This window comes from Pseudomonas lutea, from assembly GCF_000759445.1.
GTDB lineage: Bacteria > Pseudomonadota > Gammaproteobacteria > Pseudomonadales > Pseudomonadaceae > Aquipseudomonas > Aquipseudomonas lutea.
This window is the reverse complement of sequence record NZ_JRMB01000002.1, coordinates 1,173,135-1,191,107: the sequence shown is the minus strand read 5'-3', so window position 1 is coordinate 1,191,107 and position 17,973 is coordinate 1,173,135. Positions and strand designations below refer to the sequence as shown.

Below are 17,973 nucleotides of genomic sequence, written 5' to 3'. Positions count from 1 at the left end.
TTTACAAACACCACTGAATATCATCGTTGTCTCTCTCCGAGGTTTTGCGATGCCGTTACGCGAAGAATGTCTGTGGGAAACGCTGACGCCGCAGAGGCCGGAAGCGCCCACGTTGCGCGGGGAAGTGACTGTTGATGTGTGCGTCATCGGCGCTGGCATCACGGGTTTATCGGCGGCCATTCATCTGCTTGAGCAGGGCAAGACCGTTGCTGTCGTCGAAGCCCATCGCACGGGGCAGGGCGGGTCCGGCCGGAACGTAGGGTTGGTCAATGCGGGTTTGTGGATTCCGCCTGACGAAATTGAAGCCGGGTTCGGCGAGAAAGTCGGCAGCCAGCTCAACACAATGCTGGGCAATGCGCCGTCCCTGGTCTTCAGCCTGATCGAGAAATACGGCATCGACTGCCAGGCAACGCGCAAAGGCACGCTGCACATGGCCCACAACGCCAAGGGCGAGCTGGACCTGCGCAGCCGTGAAGAACAATGGAAGCGGCGCGGCGCTCCGGTGGAGTTGCTCACCGGCAAGGCCTGTCAGGAAGCGACCGGCACCACCGAAATCACCTCCGCATTACTCGACCATCGCGCCGGCACGATCAATCCCATGGCCTACACCAGCGGGCTGGCTGCCGCCGTCACCCAACTGGGCGGTCAGCGCTTCGATCACTCACCGGTCAAACGTCTTGAGCGACAGGGCGCGCGGTGGTGCGTGATCACTGAAAACGGCGCGGTGCTTGCCGAGCAAACCGTCATTGCGTCCAACGCCTACACCGAGGGCGAATGGACGGAGCTGCGCCGCAGCTTCTTTCCGGGCTACTACTACCAAGTGGCTTCGGCGCCGCTGACTGAAGAGGCCGCGCAGCAGATTCTGCCGGGCGGGCAGGGCTCCTGGGACACGCGTCAGGTGCTCAGCAGCATTCGTCGCGATGCTGATGGCCGCCTGTTGCTGGGCAGTCTTGGCAACGGCAATCAAAAGCCCGGCTGGTTTCTCAAAGCATGGGCCGATCGTGTTCAGCAGCACTATTTCCCCTACCTCAAGCCTGTGGACTGGGAATGCACGTGGACCGGCTGTATTGCCTTCACGCCCGATCACCTCCTGCGAATGTTCGAGCCTGCACCAGGACTGGTCGCAGTAACGGGGTACAACGGGCGCGGCAATACCACCGGAACCGTAGTCGGCAAGGCCTTTGCCGATTACCTGTGCAGCGGCGATGCGGGTGTCCTCCCGATTCCCTTCTCACGTATGCAGCCATTGGCGGGCGTCGGATTGCGCAGCTCTTTGTACGAGGCTGGCTTTTCGCTATACCATGCGGGCCAGTGCCTCAGAATCGTGATCTGAGCAGAAATTTGTGTCACAAAACAACGCTTTTCCTCCTATCCTCTACCCTTAAATGGTGCGTCCCGTAGCGCGAGCGCACCCGCAGTGTGCAGTTCGGTGACGCACGCTGTAACAACAGGGTTGTACAGGTCGGAAATGCGCGGTTGCGCGCTCGTCACTGGAGGGTTGCTCTTTCGAAGTCGCAGGGTTGCACCTTGCGCGGTTTAGACGGTTGCACGCCCTGACAAAAAGGGCAGAAATCAGTCGGATAACAACAAAACAACGACTTTTCTCAGAATAAAAAACCGATGGCACGCCACTTGCTCGCAGCAGCAGCGTGGTCGCAGTGCTAATTAAAAAACCTAGGAGCACCAACTCATGTCGCAGACGTTCTACAGGAAAGGCTTTCTGGCATTGGCAGTGGCTACTGCCATGGGTGCGGCTTCATTTGCACAGGCAGCCGACATCAAGATCGGCGTTGCAGGCCCTATGACCGGCGCCAACGCCTCATTTGGCGAGCAGTACATGAAGGGTGCGCAAGCGGCAGCCGATGCGATCAACGCCGCGGGCGGCGTCAACGGTGACAAAATCGTGCTGACTGCCTATGACGATGCCTGCGAACCCAAGCAGGCCGTTGCCGTGGCCAACAAGGCCGCGTCCGACAAAGTCGCCGGCGTAGTCGGCCACTTCTGTTCTTCGTCCACCATCCCGGCATCGGAAGTCTATGACGAGGCCGGCATCATCGCGATCACTCCGGGCTCCACCAACCCAACCGTTACCGAGCGCGGCCTGAGCGCAATGTTCCGCATGTGCGGCCGTGATGACCAGCAAGGCATCGTTGCCGGTGACTATATCGTTGACGTGCTGAAGGCCAAGAAAGTAGCCGTTATCAACGACAAGGACACCTACGGCAAAGGCCTGGCCGACGCGACTGCCAAGCAGCTGACTGCACGCGGCGTGAAGCCCGTCCTGGAAGAAGGCCTGACCCGTGGCGAGAAAGACTTCAGCGCCCTGGTCACCAAGATCCGCAGCACCGGCGCTGACGTCGTCTACTTTGGCGGGCTGCACCCGGAAGCCGGCCCACTGGTTCGCCAACTGCGCGAGCAGGGTCTGAAAGACGTCAAGTTCATGTCCGATGACGGCGTTGTCACCGACGAGCTGGTGACCACCGCTGGCGGCGCGCAATACGTTGATGGCGTCTACATGACCTTCGGCGCCGACCCGCGCATGCTGCCAGACAGCAAGGCTGTGGTTGAGCAGTTCCGCAAGTCGGGTTACGAGCCGGAAGGCTACACCCTCTATGCCTACGCATCGGTTCAGGCGCTGGCCGCAGGCTTCAACGGCGCCAAGTCGAACAAAGGCGAAGACGCTGCCAAGTTCCTCAAGGCCCATCCTGTGAAGACCGTCATGGGCGAGAAAGCCTGGGACACCAAGGGCGACCTGAAAGTCTCTGACTACGTGGTTTACCAGTGGGACAAGGACGGCAAATACCACCAGCTTGAAAAGCAGAAGTAAGTTGCGCACTTAGTCGGATTGGCTGTTTTCCGGGGGTGAGCCGGGAAGCAGACTGATCCGGTAATCGGCGCTGTCTGACGGCAGCGCCGGATTTCTTCTGTTGCCACCCGGGCGCTTCCCCACTCCTCACGAGGGACTGGTTGCCGCGCGCCGGATTGGCCTTTCAAGTTCGTGAGCGTGCGTGATGGATGGTATTTTCCTGCAGCAAATGGTCAACGGCCTGACACTGGGCTCGGTCTACGGCCTGATCGCCATCGGTTACACGATGGTGTACGGCATCATCGGCATGATCAACTTCGCCCACGGCGACGTGTACATGATCTCCGCTTACCTGGCAGCCATCGGCTTGGCCGTGCTGTCGTTTTTCGGCGTCGAGTCATTCCCTTTCCTGATTCTCGGCACACTGATCTTCACCATTGTGGTGACCGGCGTGTACGGCTTCGTCATTGAGCGAGTCGCTTACAAACCGCTGCGCAACTCGACCCGACTGGCACCGCTGATCAGTGCCATCGGCATATCGTTGATCCTGCAAAACTACGCGCAGATCGCGCAGGGCCCGCGTCAGCAAGGCGTACCGACCCTGCTTGAAGGCGCCATGCGCTTTGATGTCGGCAGCGGCTTCGTACAAATTACCTACACCAAGATTTTCATCCTGATCGCCGCCTTTGTTGGCATGGGCGTGCTGACCTACATCATCAAGTACACCAAGCTGGGCCGCATGTGCCGCGCCACGCAGCAGGATCGCAAAATGGCTTCGATCCTGGGCATCAACACCGACCGGGTCATTTCCTACGTGTTCGTCATCGGTGCGGCCATGGCGGCACTGGCTGGCGTGCTGATTACCATGAACTACGGCACGTTCGACTTCTTCGCCGGATTCGTCATCGGCATCAAGGCCTTTACCGCAGCGGTATTGGGCGGCATCGGCTCGCTGCCGGGCGCGATGCTCGGCGGGCTGATCCTGGGCGTTGCCGAGTCGCAATTTTCCGGTCTGATCAACTCCGACTACAAAGACGTGTTCAGTTTCGGCCTGCTGGTAGTCATTCTGATCTTTCGTCCCCAAGGCCTGCTGGGTCGCCCACTCGTGGCGAAGGTATAACCATGTCTGCACCTACTAAACCCATCGATATCAAACAAAGCCTGATCGACGCGGTGATCGCCGGGCTGCTGGCGCTGATCGTATTCGGCCCGATCGTCGGCATCGTGCTGGACGGCTACGGTTTTAATCTGCAGCCCACCCGCGTTGCGGTGTTGGTTGGTGTGGTCGTCGTCGGCCGCTTCTTCATGAGCCTGTTTTTGCAGACGCCAAAAGGGGTTGCCATTGCGCAGAGCTTTGAGAGCTCGGGCTCTGGTGTGCACGTGCTGCCACCGGGTTACAAAACGCGCCTGCGCTTCATCATTCCGCTGATGATTCTGATCGCGGTGATCTTCCCCGTTTTTGCCGACAAGTATGTGCTGACGGTGGTGATCCTTGGCCTGATCTACGTGCTGCTGGGCCTGGGGCTCAACATCGTAGTCGGCTTGGCCGGGCTGCTGGACCTGGGCTACGTGGCCTTTTACGCGATTGGCGCATACGGCCTGGCGCTCGGCTACCAGTATCTGGGCCTCGGGTTCTGGTCGGCGCTGCCATTGGCGGCGATCGCGGCGGCGCTGGCCGGTTGCATTCTGGGCTTCCCGGTCCTGCGCATGCATGGGGACTATCTGGCGATCGTGACCCTTGGCTTCGGCGAGATTATCCGGCTGGTGCTCAACAACTGGCTGTCGTTCACCGGTGGGCCGAATGGTGTGCCTGTGCCTGCGCCGACCTTCTTCGGGCTGGAATTCGGACGCCGCGCCAAAGACGGCGGTATCCCTATCCATGAGTACTTCGGCTTCGAATACAACCCGGATCTGAAATTCATCTTCATTTACACCGTGCTGTTTTTGGTCGTGCTGGCAGTGCTGTACGTCAAGCACCGCCTGACCCGCATGCCAGTGGGCCGTGCATGGGAAGCGCTGCGTGAGGACGAAATCGCCTGCCGCTCGATGGGCCTGAACCATGTGCTGGTCAAGCTTTCGGCGTTCACCATCGGCGCCTCGACGGCGGGGCTGGCCGGCGTGTTCTTCGCCAGTTATCAAGGCTTCGTCAACCCGACATCGTTCACCTTCTTCGAGTCGGCGCTTATTCTCGCCATCGTTGTTCTCGGCGGCATGGGCTCCACGGTCGGTGTGGTCATCGCGGCCTTTGTGCTGACGGTCGCGCCGGAATTGCTGCGCAGCTTCGCTGAATACCGCGTGCTGCTGTTCGGCATCCTGATGGTGCTGATGATGATCTGGCGTCCGCGTGGCTTGATCCGTATCAGCCGCACCGGCGTGCAGCCACGCAAAGGCGTGCTGGCCAAAGTGGAGGGCGCGTAATGAGCGACGAAATCGTTCTGTCCGTCGAAAACCTGATGATGCATTTCGGCGGCATCAAGGCCCTCAGCGACGTGAGCCTGCAGGTGCGACGCAACTCGATCTTCGCCCTGATCGGCCCGAACGGCGCCGGCAAGACTACCGTGTTCAACTGCCTGACCGGCTTCTATAAAGCCACCGGCGGGCGCATCGAGCTGAACGCGCGGGGGAAGAAAACCAACGTCATCCAGTTGCTCGGCGAGCAGTTCCGGGCTACCGACTTCGCCTCGCCTAAGCGATTCGGCAGCCGGCTGTTATACAAGATGTTCGGTGGCACGCACTTGGTTAACCGGGCGGGGCTAGCGCGGACGTTCCAGAACATTCGGCTGTTCAAGGAAATGTCTGTCGTCGAGAACCTGCTGGTCGCACAACACATGTGGGTCAATCGCAACATGCTGGCGGGCATCCTCAACACCAAGGCCTACCGCAAGGCCGAGGAAGACGCTATGAACACGGCGTTCTACTGGCTCGAAGTGGTGGACCTGGTGGATTGCGCCAACCGTCTTGCCGGTGAGCTTTCCTACGGCCAGCAGCGCCGCCTGGAAATCGCCCGCGCCATGTGCACACGACCGCAGGTCATCTGCCTGGACGAACCTGCCGCAGGGCTTAATCCTCAGGAAACCGAGGCGCTCAGCGGCATGATTCGCCATCTGCGTGACGACCACGACATGACCATTGTGCTGATCGAACACGACATGGGCATGGTGATGGGCATTTCCGATGACATCGTCGTGCTCGACCACGGCAATGTGATTGCCAGGGGCAAACCAGAGCAGATCCGCAACGATCCGAAGGTCATCGCGGCGTATCTGGGTGCTGATGAAGAGGAGTTGGTATGAGCAAGCCGATCCTCGAATTGAAAGAGATCGATGTGTACTACGGGCCGATTCAGGCCTTGAAGAAAGTATCGATGCACATTGATGAGGGCGAAACGGTCAGCCTGATCGGTTCCAACGGGGCGGGTAAATCGACGCTGCTGATGTCGATCTTCGGCCAGCCGCGCGCTGCGAGCGGGCAGATCATTTACCAAGGCACTGACATCACGCACAAGTCGTCGCATTACATTGCGTCCAACGGCATTGCCCAGTCGCCCGAGGGACGCCGCGTGTTCCCGGACATGTCGGTGGAAGAAAATCTGATGATGGGCACCATCCCCATCGGTGACAAACACGCCGGCGAAGACATGCAGCGCATGTTTGAAATGTTTCCCCGGCTCAAGGAACGGCGCAATCAGCGGGCGATGACCATGTCCGGCGGCGAGCAGCAGATGCTCGCCATTGCGCGCGCGCTGATGAGCCGTCCCAAGCTGCTGTTGCTGGACGAGCCGAGCCTTGGCCTGGCTCCGATCATCGTCAAACAGATTTTCGCAACGCTGCGCGAGTTGGCGCAGACCGGGATGACCATCTTTTTGGTCGAACAGAACGCGAACCACGCCTTGAGGTTGTCGGATCGTGCTTATGTGATGGTCAACGGGGAGATTCGTCTGACCGGGACGGGTAAGGAATTGCTCAGTAATGAGGAGGTCAGAAACGCCTATCTCGGCGGTCACTGAGCACCGAGCGTTGCAGTTATAACAAGCCCCGGTTGGATAACTTCCGGGGCTTTTTTGTGGCTGTTCCGAATTGTGGAAAACAATTTTGAGCCTGCGTGAAAACGCGACATATAGCCGCTGCAAATCGCTGTTTTGTCACGCTTTTGACTTGTTCAGTTTTACTGTGGAGGTGACTGTGAATAAGTTGGTGGTAGGTGCCTGCAGGCCTTTGTTTTCGGGCGTTCCAAGGGTTTGATCAAATATTGATCAGCAGTTTCGGCCGGTATTTCAGAGGCACTTGTCAACGCTTTTGCAGCTGGTTTTTTATACAGGCTTTGCATAGCGGCGGCCTGTGGATAACTCTGTGTGCAACCGTTGGAAAGAGTGCCGTAGATAGCGCAATCTCTGGCTTCGGGCGCACATTCCTGTCCAGACACCCAGATTTCGCAAGCGCGCAAGAGCAGATAGCCCTTGCGTGGTCAAGTAAAAAACGCCCAATGATGCGCCACAGCCCCCGTATGCCGGGACCCTCACGAATTTAAGTTGCCCCCAGAGATTGTGAGCCTGACTGTGGATAAGGTGGGCAAAACTACCCGCAGGCCAAGCAGAACAAGGCTTTGAAGAACTTGGTTGTTTTTTATACAGCTGGGAAGTTGTACGACGATGTGGGTGATGACGCTTGATACTGCCCCGTCTGCGCGGGCATTCTTCAGAACTTTCCCACACGCATCACAGTGTGCGTGACTTTCCGTTTTGGCTTGAAAAGCCCGCATCGTTGATCAGGAGAAAAAAATGACCTCTACCGTATTCATTACCGGGGCCACCTCCGGGTTTGGCGAAGCCTGCGCCCGTCGCTTTGCCGAGGCGGGTTGGTCGCTGGTATTGACTGGGCGCCGTGAAGACCGCTTGCAGGCGCTGAGCGCCGAATTGTCGAAGCAGACCAAGGTTCACACCCTGACGCTCGACGTGCGTGATCGCGCGGCCGTGGAGAGCGCGGTGGACAGCCTGCCGGCCGAGTTCGCCAAAATTCGTGGCCTGATCAACAACGCGGGCCTGGCGCTGGGCATCGATCCTGCACCCAAGTGCGATCTGGACGATTGGGACACCATGATCGATACCAATATCAAAGGGCTGGTTTACACCACGCGTGTGCTGCTTTCTCGCCTGATCGCTTATGGACGCGGTGCAAGCATCGTCAACCTCGGCTCTGTGGCGGGGAATTATCCTTACCCGGGCGGGAACGTGTATGGCGGCACTAAAGCATTCGTCGGGCAGTTCTCGCTGAACCTGCGCAATGACTTGGTCGGCACCGGCGTGCGAGTGACCAACCTTGAGCCGGGTCTTTGTGAGAGCGAGTTCTCGCTGGTACGTTTCGGCGGCGATCAGGCCAAGTACGACGCGACCTACGCAGGCGCAGAGCCCGTTCAGCCTCAGGACATTGCCGACACCATTTTCTGGATCATGAACACGCCTGCGCACGTCAACGTTAACAGCCTGGAACTGATGCCCGTCAGCCAGACGTGGGCGGGCTTTTCGATCGACCGTAGCCGTGGCGAAAAGTAATCAGCTCCACTTGACCGTCGCTTGACCGTTGCTTGATCGTTCCCACGCTCTATGTGGGAATGCGCTGATCGACGCTCTGCGTTGCCAGTTGCCAGTTGCTGGTTGGCGGTTGCCGGTCGGCGGTTGCCGGCTGGACGCGGAGCGTCCCGGGCTGCGTTCCCACGCGGAGCGTGGGAACGATCTTAACGATTACCGATGCTAAGACGCCGATCTGTAGGAGCCGGCTTGCTGGCGAGCGGGCTTCAGCAGCGGCCAGATTTTCAATGACCCACCGCCTTCGCCAGCAAGCCGGCTCCTACAGACGAGGGCCGTCCCGCGCTTGAAGCCGTTTAGCCGCTGAAATACTCGGCCAACCCCATGTAGCACGTCGCCAGGTGATACGGCGTCGTGGACGGCATGTCGCTGCGGCTGACCTGGCCTTGGCTATCGAGGCATTCGTTCCAGCCAGTGGGGTGCAGAAATTGCTCCTGCAACGCTTTCAACTGGCGCGCGAGCAGCAGTTCGCTATCAGACCTCAAGGTCAAAGCACGCAAGTACTCAGCCTGCGCCCAGATCCGCTGGGTGCCGTCTTTGACCGAACCATCCACTTCCAGCGTCGCCGCTACAGCGCCCGTCGTTTGATCGACGCCCTGAGCCTCGGCGTGGGCGAAGGCGGTCTCCAGCGAACGGTACAGCGGCGTGCTGCGCAAATGTTCGCTGGAACCCAGCAAATAGAACCACTCGAACTGGTGACCCGGCTCGGACCAGTTATCCACAGCGTCCAGCGGCTTCTCCAGCATGACGCCGTGTTCGACATCGACAAAACGCCGCTGCATGGCTTCAACCAAGCCGTCGAGCGCCGCCAGCGTGTCAGCATCCTCACGCACGGCGAGCGTGCCGAGAAAGGCCTCAGCCAGATGCATCAACGGGTTTTGCAATGGCCCCGCCTGCAGCGAAGCCCAGTTCTCGGCGAGCATGGATTCGTACAGCCCGTCGCCGTCGGCGAAGCGTTCGGCAACGACGCTGAGTGCGGCATTCAGTACCGACTCCACCAGCGGCTCCCGGACGTTGCCCCAGTAATGCGCGCACGCAAATACGATGAAGGCGTGGGTGTAGAGGTCTTTGCGACGGTCCAGTGGCGCGCCGTGGGGATCAATGCTGTAAAACCAGCCGCCATGCTCGGCATCATGAAAATGCTGCTGCAGCGACCGAAACAGTGCGGCAGCGCGGGTGGCGGCGTCAGGTGCGTCGGGATGGCCGATCAGGCTGGAGAAGAGAAACAGCTGGCGCGCACATGCCATGGCCCGGTAGCGCTGCGGTGGCAGTGGACGATGCTGCGCATCGACTGCCTCGTAGGGCAGCGCCAACTCGGCGTTCCACCCAGGCCCCTGCCACAACGGCACGACCACCCGCATAAAGTGCTGCTGCACCTCGGTGAACATGGCGTACAGCTCGGACTTGGCAGTGGAGAGGGAAGCGTCAGGCATTGGATGGCGTCACGGCAGGCTCAAATTGCGCGACATGGTAGCAGGCGGGGGGTGGGCAGCGCAGCGGGGATCGATCGATCCCCGCCGAACCCGGTCGGAAATGCCTGCCGTTCAACGAAAAACGCGATCCCTGTAGGAGCGAGCTTGCTCGCGAAGACGGCATTTCAACCGCTGAAGACTAGCGGATGTTCGGACCTCTTCGCGAGCAAGCTCGCTCCCACAATCGTCCTGTCGGAAGACATATATCCGCGATGTGGTTTTATCGCAGCATCATTCAGCCCGCGAACAACCAGACGCCTGTCGCTGCAGCCAGAGCGCCAGCGACGCGCACAACGGGGGCGGCGGCTGCCGGCAGGAAGCGCACCACGGCATAACCTGCCGCATGCAGTGCGGCCGTCGCGCCGACAAAACCAAGTGCGTAACCCCAAGGGCTGGACATTTCAGGCAGCTCCAGGCCATGCGCGACGCCATGGAACATCGCAAACAGCGCGGTCGCCGTCACTGCCACAAACAAGGGCGGACGCACGGCCAGCGCGACCGCCAGCCCCAGCGCAAACACCGACGCTGCGATACCGCTTTCCAGCGCGGGCAACGCCAGGCCTTCAAAACCGAGCAGTCCGCCAATCAGCATGGTGCCGACAAACGTGCAAGGCAGTGCCCAACGCGCCGCGCCTTTCTGCTGGGCTGCCCAAAGACCGACGGCAATCATCGCCAGCAAGTGATCGACACCGCCCAGTGGATGGCTGATGCCCGCCACCAGACCGCTTTCATCATGGCCAGGGTGAGCAAAAGCCAATGCCGGAACGATCAGCAGTGCCAGCGCGCTGAGTATTTTTTTGCAGTTCATGAATGAATTCCTTGCTTCACTTGGGGGTTAGCCGCTTGGGTATCCGAAATCAGGCAGCCGTCAGCAGGCCCTGGCGCTCGATGAACGCAACGATCTGCTCAAGGCCATGGCCGGTCTTCTGATTGCTGAACACAAACGGCTTGTCGCCGCGCATTTTCTTGGTGTCGCGGTCCATCATCTCCAGCGACGCCCCCACCAACGGCGCCAGGTCGATCTTGTTGATCACCAGCAGGTCGGATTTACAAATGCCCGGGCCGCCTTTGCGTGGCAGCTTGTCGCCGGCCGATACGTCGATGACATAAATGGTGAGGTCCGACAGCTCCGGACTGAACGTTGCGGACAGATTGTCCCCGCCCGATTCGACGATGATCAGGTCCAGCCCCTCAAAACGGCGATTGAGTTGGTCGACCGCTTCTAGGTTGATCGAAGCATCCTCGCGGATCGCGGTGTGCGGGCAGCCGCCGGTTTCCACGCCGATGATGCGCTCCGGCGCCAGGGCTTCGTTGCGCACCAGAAAGTCCGCATCTTCGCGGGTATAGATGTCGTTGGTGACCACCGCCAGGTTGTAGCGGTCACGCAGGGCCAGGCATAGCGCAAGCGTCAGTGCCGTCTTGCCGGAACCGACCGGACCGCCGATGCCGACGCGCAAAGGTTGGCTGTTCATTGTTTCTCTCCGTTAAGCGTGTGGTGCGGTTCGTGGTGCTGCAGCGATAGCCACTGCATCACGATCGAAACAGGCGGCTGTACTGCCGCTCATGGTTCATGCTCGCCAGCGCCAGCCCGAACGGCGCGCTGCCGATGTGTTCCGGGTCAAGGGCAGTGGCGTGTAGTTGGGCGGACTGAAGCAGTGGCAGCAATTCGCTGGTCAGGCGCTGGGCAGCTTGTTGACCCAACGGCAGAGTTTTCATCAGCACGGCCAACTGGTTTTCCAGCCAGCTCCAGAGCCATGCGGCAAGCGCATCCTGTGGATTGATCCCCCAGGCGCGTGCAGCCAGGGCCCAGCCCAGCGCCAGATGCGGTTCGCCTACCTGCAGCAGAAGGTCCCTGGCGGGCTGATCCATTTCGGACAGGCCGTTGAGCAGTTGCTGCAACGAGTAGCCCATCTGGCGGCTTTCAAGGTGCAATTCACGGGTTTCACGGCTGGCGCGGTGGGTTTCGCTCAGTTGGCGCAACGTCGTCCAGTCGTCTTGCGCAGCGGCGGTGCAGTGCGCGAGCAACAGCGGCGCCTCGAAGCGGGCGAGGTTGAGCAGTAATTGGTCGCCAATCCATCGGGCGGCGCTGGCCGCGTCACTGACGACGGCTTGCTCCACCGCCATCTCCAGACCTTGGGAATAGCTGTAGCCGCCAATCGGTAACTGCGGGCTCGCAAGGCGCAGCAGCGCCCAGGCCGTGTTCACGTGCGCACGCCAAACTGATGGATGCGCGGCGCGTAATTGAAGTCTTCCTCGCCGGCGCGCGAGTGGTGGTGACCGCCACCGTAAGCGCCGTGCTCAGGCTGAAAGGGTGCTTCCAGCGATACGGTCGAAGCGCCCAACTGATCAAGCATGGCCTTGAGCACGTAGTCGTCGAGCAGGCGCAACCAACCATCGCCCACCTGCAACGCCACATGGCGGTTGCCCAGGTGATACGCCGCGCGGGTCAACTCGAATGCGCTGGTGCAGGTCACGTGCATCAATTGCTCCGGCCGAGCGCAGACGCGCACGACGCGTCCGTCCTGGGCCTGGAGAAAATCGCCGTCACGGAGCGGAGGCTGACCGCGCTCCAGAAACAACCCGACGTCCTCACCCTCGGCACTGAAACAGCGCAGCCGGCTTTTACTGCGCGCCTCGAAATTCAAATGCAGTTCTGCAGCCCATTCGGCTTGAGGGTCGATCCGTTGATGAATCACCAGCATTAGAAAGCTTCCAGCAATGTGCGATGCAACAACCAGAGCAAGCGGCTTGCCAACAGGCGCAGCAAACAGAAATTGCGTGAATACAGTGCAGAGACGAATCGTCGCCCGAGTAATGCGCACGCAACTGGTGCGAGGGGTGTTGCCAGTGCACTGGCTTGGCGCGCGTTGGCAGCAAGTGGTCATGAGGCCAAACTGCGGCCTGTAGGAGCCGGCTTGCTGGCGAACCGGCTTCAGCAACGGCCAATTTCTGAATGACCCACCGCATTCGCCAGCAAGCCGGCTCCTACAGCTTGCGCGGTTAGAGGTGACTGGAAGGGTCGTATTCGAAACGCGGTCACCAGCGACTGAAGCCTGAGTTCGGCAGCCCGATCCTTTGTAGGAGCGCGCTTGCCCGCGAATGGCCTTCGCAGGCGGCGAATTACTCAGTGCTGCCCAACCCCTGCCAGCGCTTGGCGCCGATGAAGATGAAGCGCAATTGCTGGGTGATTTTGGCGCGGGGCGTGAGGTGTTCGGCCAAGGCCGAGGGCGGTGGGTCGATCAATTCGGGGAGCATGGCAAACACGCTCTTCACCACAAGGTCCGCCATGACCGAGAGGTCGTCGGTATTCAGGTGCTGGAACTTGGGCATCGACGCCAGATCGGTGGCTAGGTCAGCGATGATGCCTTCGCGCAGGGCGCCGAGGGCCTGGCGCACCTTCAGCGAACCCCCGTATTGCTCGCGGGCCAGGAACAGAAACTGCGAACGATTGGCTGCCACTACATCCAGAAAGATGCGGATGGACGCATCAATGATGCCGCTGTCGATGTTGTGGTTGTGGCGCACTCGGCGGATGGTTTCGCGAAACGTCTGGCCCACTTCGCTGACCAGTGCCAGCCCCAGATGGTCCATGTCATCGAAGTGCCTATAGAAGCCGGTTGGCACGATGCCAGCGGTTTTGGCCACTTCGCGCAGGCTGAGGCTGCCGAAGCCGCGTCCGCTCTCCATCAGGCCCCTGGCTGCATCAAGCAGGGCATGACGGGTCTGCTGTTTCTGTTCGGCGCGGGGCAGCATGGGGCATGTATCTGACAAGGGTGTGGGCGGCAACTCTAGCAAATGCGTTCGCGTTGCGTCGAACCCGGCATGCCGCCCAATAAAAAGCCCGGCGAATATGCCGGGCTTTGGTTAACCGCTTGCGCTCAGGAAACGCGCTGATACTGCTGAATCAACCGATCGGGGCCATTGTCGGCGACGCGCTGGTATTGGTTGATCAACCGGTCAGGGCCATCCTGAGCGAGTGTCGGCAAACCGATGTGCTGCGTCGCCTTCGCTTCGCCGAGTACCGCTTGTTCGCTGGCAGGCATCGCGAAAGCGCTCGAGGCAAGAAGGGAAAGGGTCAGGGCAATCAATTGGCGTTTCATGGACGGATGCTCGGGTGCTAAAGGTTGTGTGAACGTGCTGGCGATTTTACCGCCGCCCGGTGGAGAAAGAAGTTCAACGGGCTGATGGTGACCATCGACAGAAATGATGCGAGCTGAGGGCCCGCGTCAGGCGGGGCTTTCGGCGGTTTTTCATGCGCATTCCTGACGCCGTTCAGGCGCAAGAGGTCGGCCACTGCGGAACTTTCTGGGCTCGAATCAGGATTCGATCAAACCGAAGCCGCTTTTGTCAGTCGAACCGTTACGACGTACGAGACGTGCCCTGGACGGCGCGTCGGTTTTTGGGGAGAAAACGCAATGACGCGAGGCCGTAAAATCTTTGCCTGGGCAGCCGCCATCCTGCTGCTGTTGCTGGTGATTCTGATCATCGTGATCGCGACGTTCGATTGGAACCGGCTCAAGCCGACCATCAACGAAAAGGTGTCCGCCGAGTTGCATCGCCCGTTCGCCATCAACGGCAACCTGGCCGTAAGCTGGCACCGTGAGCCTGACGAAGGCGGCTGGCGAGCCTGGGTTCCGTGGCCCCATCTTTCTGCGGAAGACATTGCGCTGGGCAACCCCGAGTGGTCTAAAACGCCGCAGATGGTCACCCTCAAGCGCGTTGACCTGCGTTTGTCGCCGTTGCCGTTGCTGGCTCAGCGTGTGGTCATCCCGCGCATTAACCTGACCGAACCCAATGCCCGTATCGAGCGCCTGGCCGATGGCCGAGCCAACTGGGTGTTTGACCTGCCCAAGAGCGATCCCGATGCCAAGCCCTCCAATTGGGTCATCGACATCGGTTCGATTGGCTTCGATAAAGGCTTTGTCAGCTACAACGACCAGAAGATCAACACCGCTGTTGACGTGGTGATCGACCTGCTGGGCAAGCCGATTCCCTACAGCGACATCGTCGGCAGCAGTGAAGCGAAGAAGGTTCAGGACAAGGGCGCCTCGGCACAGGACTACGCCTTCGGCTTCACCGCTAAAGGCCAATATCACGGCCAGCCGGTTAACGGCAGTGGCAAGGTGGGCGGTTTGTTGGCGCTCAAGGATGCAGCGCTGCCATTCCCGGTACAGGCTGATGTCAGCGCCGGGGCCCTGCGTGTTGCCATTGCGGGCACCGTCACTGATCCGCAAAACCTGGGAGAGCTCGACCTGCGGTTGAAACTCTCTGGCGACAGCCTCAGCAACCTGTACCCGCTCACCGGCGTGACCCTGCCGGACTCCCCACCGTATTCCACCGATGGCCGCCTGGTCGCGAAACTGCACGACCCGGCCGGAGCCTCGTTTCAGTACAAGGGCTTCAACGGCAAGATCGGCGAGAGCGACATCCATGGTGATCTGGGCTTCGTGGCGAGTCAGCCACGTCCCAAGCTGACCGGTGCGCTGGTGTCCAACCAGTTACTCATGGCCGATCTCAAGCCGCTTATCGGCGCCGACTCCAATGCCGAGCAGAAAACCCGGGGCGGCGAGAGCAAGCAACCGACGGGCAAAGTGCTGCCGGTCGAGGAGTTTAAAACCGACCGCTGGGCCGCCATGGACGCGGATGTCGAGTTCACCGGCAAGCGTATCGTGCAGAGCGCCGAGCTGCCCTTCAATGACCTGTACACGCATGTGATTCTCAATGATGGTGTGTTGAGTTTGCAGCCCCTGCGCTTCGGTGTTGCAGGCGGCAAGCTTGACGCCGACATCAAGCTCAACGGCCACACCCAGCCGCTTGAGGGCCGCGCGAAGCTTTCAGCACGCGGTTTCAAACTCAAGCAGCTGTTCCCGACGTTCGAACCCATGAAGACCAGCTTTGGCGAGCTCAACGGCGACGCTGACATCAGTGGTCGGGGCAATTCCGTGGCTGCGCTGCTGGGCACCTCCAACGGTGAAATGAAGATGCTGGTCAATGACGGCGCCGTTAGCCGCGGGCTCATGGAAATTGCCGGCCTGAACGTCGGCAACTACGTGGTGGGCAGGTTGTTTGGCGACAAGGACGTGAAGATCAATTGCGCAGCGTCTGACGTTAACTTCAAGGATGGCCTGGCGAGCACCAAGCTGTTCGTCTTTGACACCGAGAACGCGATTATCTACGTGGACGGTACGGCGAATCTGAAAACCGAGCAGCTGGACATGAAGATCACGCCGGAGTCGAAAGGCTTCAGGGTCTTTTCGTTGCGCTCGCCGCTGTACGTACGTGGCCCGTTTGCCAAGCCTAATGCAGGGGTGGAGTCGGGCCCGCTGTTACTGCGCGGCGCGGGCATGGTGTTGTTGGGCGCGGCCGTAGGGCCAGCGGCCGGGTTGCTGGCGCTGGTGGCGCCGAGCAGTGGTGATGCGCCTAACCAGTGCGCGCCATTGCTGGAACAGATGCGCTCGGGCAAGGCGCCGAAAACGGTGAAGTGAAGGGGGCTCTCGAGGTTGACTGATCATTCGTTGTTGGTAGCGCACGGAGTGCGGTGGCCCGTCTAACGCGTTCGCCAGCAAGCCGGCTCCTACAAAGTTCGCGGATGTCCTGTAGAGCTGGTTCCGACGAAAGTCGCGGGTGTCCCTTATGGCCGGTTCCGAAGAATGTCGCGGCTGTCTTGCAGGGCCAGTCCCGACGAAAGTCGCGGTTGCCCTGTATGCCGATTCCGACGGAGTTCGGGGATGTCCTGTAGAGCCGGTTCCGAAGAATGTCGCGGTTGCCCTGTATGGCCGATTCCGACGGAGTTCGCGGCTATTTTGTAGGAGCCGGCTTGCTGGCGAACACGGCTGGCCACGATGCAAAGGCGCAACCCTCACCCACAAAAAAGCCAGGGCATATGCCCTGGCTTTTTACATTGCGTGCCGCGGATCAGAGACCGTCGAGCAGGTCTGCCATGTCGTCGGCGTGTTCTTCTTCCTGAGCCAGAATCTCTTCGAAGATGCGGCGAGTCGTCGGGTCCTGGTCACCGATGTACTGAATGATCTCGCGATAGCTGTCGATGGCAATGCGCTCGGCCACCAGGTCTTCGGTAATCATCTCTTTGAGCGTGTTCCCGGCGACGTACTGCGCATGGGAATTGCGGCTCAGCAGGTCCGGGTTGAATTCCGGCTCGCCGCCCAGCTGCACGATGCGCTCGGCCAGCTTGTCTGCGTGCTCAAGCTCTTGAGTGGCGTGTTCCAGAAATTCATCGGCTGCGGCGTGGGATTTGATGCCCTTCGCCATGAAGTAGTGGCGCTTGTAACGCAGGGTGCAGACCAGCTCGGTTGCCAGCGATGCGTTCAGCAGGCGCAGGACCTCTTCACGATCAGCGCCATAGCTCTCGGTAACGGCGCCGTTCTCTACGTTGTGGCGCGCGCGCTCTCGTAACGTGGCGACGTCGGTCATAGGGTGCAGATTGATCATCAGGTATCTCCAGGGCTTTTCCGGTTTGTTCCGTCGCGCTCTGTATGCGCCATGCGTAAAGCAGGCGCCCGGCAGGATCGGGTCATAGGTGTGAGTGGTGGGCGCTGGCAAAAGTTTGATTTTTGTTCGCGCTGATTTAACGCGCAGGCATGGCATGCAGGAATCTACGAGGGTTGAGCCGCCAGCGTTATCGATGCGCGCCGGTCATCGTTGCGATATCCCGGCGGGTGCAGTCAGAGGCAGGCTCAACCATTCAAACGAAGAGCGTTACATCACATGGCGCGTTCGTTGGCGTCACGCTGTTCGCACGTCATGAAGCCTTTGCTGTTCACGCGACCGTTGTTGTCGAAGGTGACGTAGTAAGCCTGTTGGTGGCCTTCGCGGTTCAGCACATAGTTGTTGCAAGTGCCAGGGTGAGCGCGGCGCTGGGTAGTGGTCGACGGCGTGCCGCCGATGGTCAGGACTTGTTCCTTGGTCATGCCTTCTTCGACTTGCTTGACCAGTGGTTCATTGCGGTAGGTCGCGTAGTCAACCGGGTTCGGCAGGGTGGTCGATGCGCAACCCGCCAACGCGGCCATGGAAATCACTACTGCCAGAGATTGCTTGAACATTCGAATCGCTCCACGAGAAAGACCATTGTTGGCCCGTTGCTGTTATGAGCAGTC

The 17,973-nt window shown here is 60.1% G+C and carries 17 protein-coding genes; 8 read left to right on the top strand and 9 right to left on the bottom strand.

Annotated features, from left to right (window positions below):
* Positions 1 to 49: 49 nt before the first annotated feature.
* From amaA to LT42_RS17550, 7 genes are all read left to right on the top strand, one after another.
* Positions 50 to 1,333 (top strand): L-pipecolate oxidase, encoded by a 1,284-nt coding sequence (amaA, locus tag LT42_RS17580; RefSeq protein WP_037015673.1) that lies wholly within the window; start codon positions 50 to 52, stop codon positions 1,331 to 1,333.
* Positions 1,334 to 1,690: 357 nt separating this feature from the next.
* Positions 1,691 to 2,827, top strand: a complete 1,137-nt coding sequence (locus tag LT42_RS17575) for an ABC transporter substrate-binding protein (protein WP_037015671.1) — start codon at positions 1,691 to 1,693, stop codon at positions 2,825 to 2,827.
* A gap of 184 nt (positions 2,828 to 3,011) precedes the next feature.
* Positions 3,012 to 3,926: an ABC transporter permease subunit gene (locus LT42_RS17570; protein WP_037015668.1), complete on the top strand. Its 915-nt coding sequence runs from the start codon at positions 3,012 to 3,014 to the stop codon at positions 3,924 to 3,926.
* A 2-nt stretch (positions 3,927 to 3,928) separates the two neighbouring features.
* Positions 3,929 to 5,224, top strand: coding sequence for a high-affinity branched-chain amino acid ABC transporter permease LivM (gene livM, locus LT42_RS17565; RefSeq protein ID WP_037015665.1), 1,296 nt, complete (start codon positions 3,929 to 3,931; stop codon positions 5,222 to 5,224).
* Positions 5,224 to 6,099, top strand: a complete 876-nt coding sequence (locus tag LT42_RS17560) for an ABC transporter ATP-binding protein (RefSeq protein WP_037015662.1) — start codon at positions 5,224 to 5,226, stop codon at positions 6,097 to 6,099. Before livM ends, LT42_RS17560 begins: the two co-directional genes overlap by 1 nt.
* Positions 6,096 to 6,812 carry an ABC transporter ATP-binding protein gene (locus tag LT42_RS17555; protein ID WP_037015659.1) on the top strand — a complete coding sequence of 239 codons (717 nt, stop codon included), beginning with the start codon at positions 6,096 to 6,098 and terminating at the stop codon, positions 6,810 to 6,812. Before LT42_RS17560 ends, LT42_RS17555 begins: the two co-directional genes overlap by 4 nt.
* Before the next feature lie 771 nt (positions 6,813 to 7,583).
* A complete protein-coding gene (locus LT42_RS17550; RefSeq protein ID WP_037015656.1) occupies positions 7,584 to 8,354 on the top strand; it encodes an SDR family oxidoreductase in 771 nt (256 codons plus the stop codon).
* A 329-nt stretch (positions 8,355 to 8,683) separates the two neighbouring features.
* Here the strand turns inward: LT42_RS17550 and LT42_RS17545 are convergent, their stop codons facing one another.
* The 7 genes from LT42_RS17545 to LT42_RS17515 form a co-directional block, all read right to left on the bottom strand.
* Positions 8,684 to 9,820 carry an AGE family epimerase/isomerase gene (locus LT42_RS17545; protein WP_037015653.1) on the bottom strand — a complete coding sequence of 379 codons (1,137 nt, stop codon included), beginning with the start codon at positions 9,818 to 9,820 and terminating at the stop codon, positions 8,684 to 8,686.
* Between the two features lie 274 nt (positions 9,821 to 10,094).
* Positions 10,095 to 10,667: a HupE/UreJ family protein gene (locus LT42_RS17540; protein ID WP_037015651.1), complete on the bottom strand. Its 573-nt coding sequence runs from the start codon at positions 10,665 to 10,667 to the stop codon at positions 10,095 to 10,097.
* Positions 10,668 to 10,716: 49 nt separating this feature from the next.
* Positions 10,717 to 11,331 carry an urease accessory protein UreG gene (gene ureG, locus LT42_RS17535; protein WP_037015648.1) on the bottom strand — a complete coding sequence of 205 codons (615 nt, stop codon included), beginning with the start codon at positions 11,329 to 11,331 and terminating at the stop codon, positions 10,717 to 10,719.
* Between the two features lie 58 nt (positions 11,332 to 11,389).
* A complete protein-coding gene (locus LT42_RS17530; RefSeq protein WP_037015646.1) occupies positions 11,390 to 12,064 on the bottom strand; it encodes an urease accessory protein UreF in 675 nt (224 codons plus the stop codon).
* Positions 12,061 to 12,561, bottom strand: a complete 501-nt coding sequence (gene ureE, locus LT42_RS17525) for an urease accessory protein UreE (RefSeq protein WP_037015644.1) — start codon at positions 12,559 to 12,561, stop codon at positions 12,061 to 12,063. Before ureE ends, LT42_RS17530 begins: the two co-directional genes overlap by 4 nt.
* Before the next feature lie 418 nt (positions 12,562 to 12,979).
* Positions 12,980 to 13,612, bottom strand: coding sequence for a TetR family transcriptional regulator (locus LT42_RS17520; RefSeq protein WP_037015642.1), 633 nt, complete (start codon positions 13,610 to 13,612; stop codon positions 12,980 to 12,982).
* Positions 13,613 to 13,737: 125 nt separating this feature from the next.
* Positions 13,738 to 13,959: a hypothetical protein gene (locus LT42_RS17515; protein ID WP_037017492.1), complete on the bottom strand. Its 222-nt coding sequence runs from the start codon at positions 13,957 to 13,959 to the stop codon at positions 13,738 to 13,740.
* A gap of 315 nt (positions 13,960 to 14,274) precedes the next feature.
* On the opposite strand from LT42_RS17515, the gene LT42_RS17510 reads away from it, so the two are divergent.
* Positions 14,275 to 16,344 carry an AsmA family protein gene (locus LT42_RS17510; RefSeq protein WP_037015639.1) on the top strand — a complete coding sequence of 690 codons (2,070 nt, stop codon included), beginning with the start codon at positions 14,275 to 14,277 and terminating at the stop codon, positions 16,342 to 16,344.
* Between the two features lie 430 nt (positions 16,345 to 16,774).
* On the opposite strand, the gene LT42_RS17505 is transcribed toward LT42_RS17510, so the two are convergent.
* A complete protein-coding gene (locus LT42_RS17505; protein ID WP_037015637.1) occupies positions 16,775 to 17,308 on the bottom strand; it encodes a ferritin-like domain-containing protein in 534 nt (177 codons plus the stop codon).
* 272 nt (positions 17,309 to 17,580) lie between these two features.
* Complete coding sequence (osmE, locus tag LT42_RS17500) at positions 17,581 to 17,919, bottom strand: osmotically-inducible lipoprotein OsmE (protein ID WP_037015634.1); 339 nt, start codon at positions 17,917 to 17,919, stop codon at positions 17,581 to 17,583.
* Positions 17,920 to 17,973 lie beyond the last annotated feature (54 nt).

What these genes read in the sequence shown, in the direction of transcription:
- amaA (WP_037015673.1), top strand. Translation starts at nt 50, where the DNA reads ATGCCGTTACGCGAAGAATGTCTGTGGGAAACGCTGACGCCGCAGAGG.
- LT42_RS17575 (WP_037015671.1), top strand. Translation starts at nt 1,691, where the DNA reads ATGTCGCAGACGTTCTACAGGAAAGGCTTTCTGGCATTGGCAGTGGCT.
- LT42_RS17570 (WP_037015668.1), top strand. Translation starts at nt 3,012, where the DNA reads ATGGATGGTATTTTCCTGCAGCAAATGGTCAACGGCCTGACACTGGGC.
- livM (WP_037015665.1), top strand. Translation starts at nt 3,929, where the DNA reads ATGTCTGCACCTACTAAACCCATCGATATCAAACAAAGCCTGATCGAC.
- LT42_RS17560 (WP_037015662.1), top strand. Translation starts at nt 5,224, where the DNA reads ATGAGCGACGAAATCGTTCTGTCCGTCGAAAACCTGATGATGCATTTC.
- LT42_RS17555 (WP_037015659.1), top strand. Translation starts at nt 6,096, where the DNA reads ATGAGCAAGCCGATCCTCGAATTGAAAGAGATCGATGTGTACTACGGG.
- LT42_RS17550 (WP_037015656.1), top strand. Translation starts at nt 7,584, where the DNA reads ATGACCTCTACCGTATTCATTACCGGGGCCACCTCCGGGTTTGGCGAA.
- LT42_RS17545 (WP_037015653.1), bottom strand. Translation starts at nt 9,820, where the DNA reads ATGCCTGACGCTTCCCTCTCCACTGCCAAGTCCGAGCTGTACGCCATG.
- LT42_RS17540 (WP_037015651.1), bottom strand. Translation starts at nt 10,667, where the DNA reads ATGAACTGCAAAAAAATACTCAGCGCGCTGGCACTGCTGATCGTTCCG.
- ureG (WP_037015648.1), bottom strand. Translation starts at nt 11,331, where the DNA reads ATGAACAGCCAACCTTTGCGCGTCGGCATCGGCGGTCCGGTCGGTTCC.
- ureE (WP_037015644.1), bottom strand. Translation starts at nt 12,561, where the DNA reads ATGCTGGTGATTCATCAACGGATCGACCCTCAAGCCGAATGGGCTGCA.
- LT42_RS17520 (WP_037015642.1), bottom strand. Translation starts at nt 13,612, where the DNA reads ATGCTGCCCCGCGCCGAACAGAAACAGCAGACCCGTCATGCCCTGCTT.
- LT42_RS17515 (WP_037017492.1), bottom strand. Translation starts at nt 13,959, where the DNA reads ATGAAACGCCAATTGATTGCCCTGACCCTTTCCCTTCTTGCCTCGAGC.
- LT42_RS17510 (WP_037015639.1), top strand. Translation starts at nt 14,275, where the DNA reads ATGACGCGAGGCCGTAAAATCTTTGCCTGGGCAGCCGCCATCCTGCTG.
- LT42_RS17505 (WP_037015637.1), bottom strand. Translation starts at nt 17,308, where the DNA reads ATGATCAATCTGCACCCTATGACCGACGTCGCCACGTTACGAGAGCGC.
- osmE (WP_037015634.1), bottom strand. Translation starts at nt 17,919, where the DNA reads ATGTTCAAGCAATCTCTGGCAGTAGTGATTTCCATGGCCGCGTTGGCG.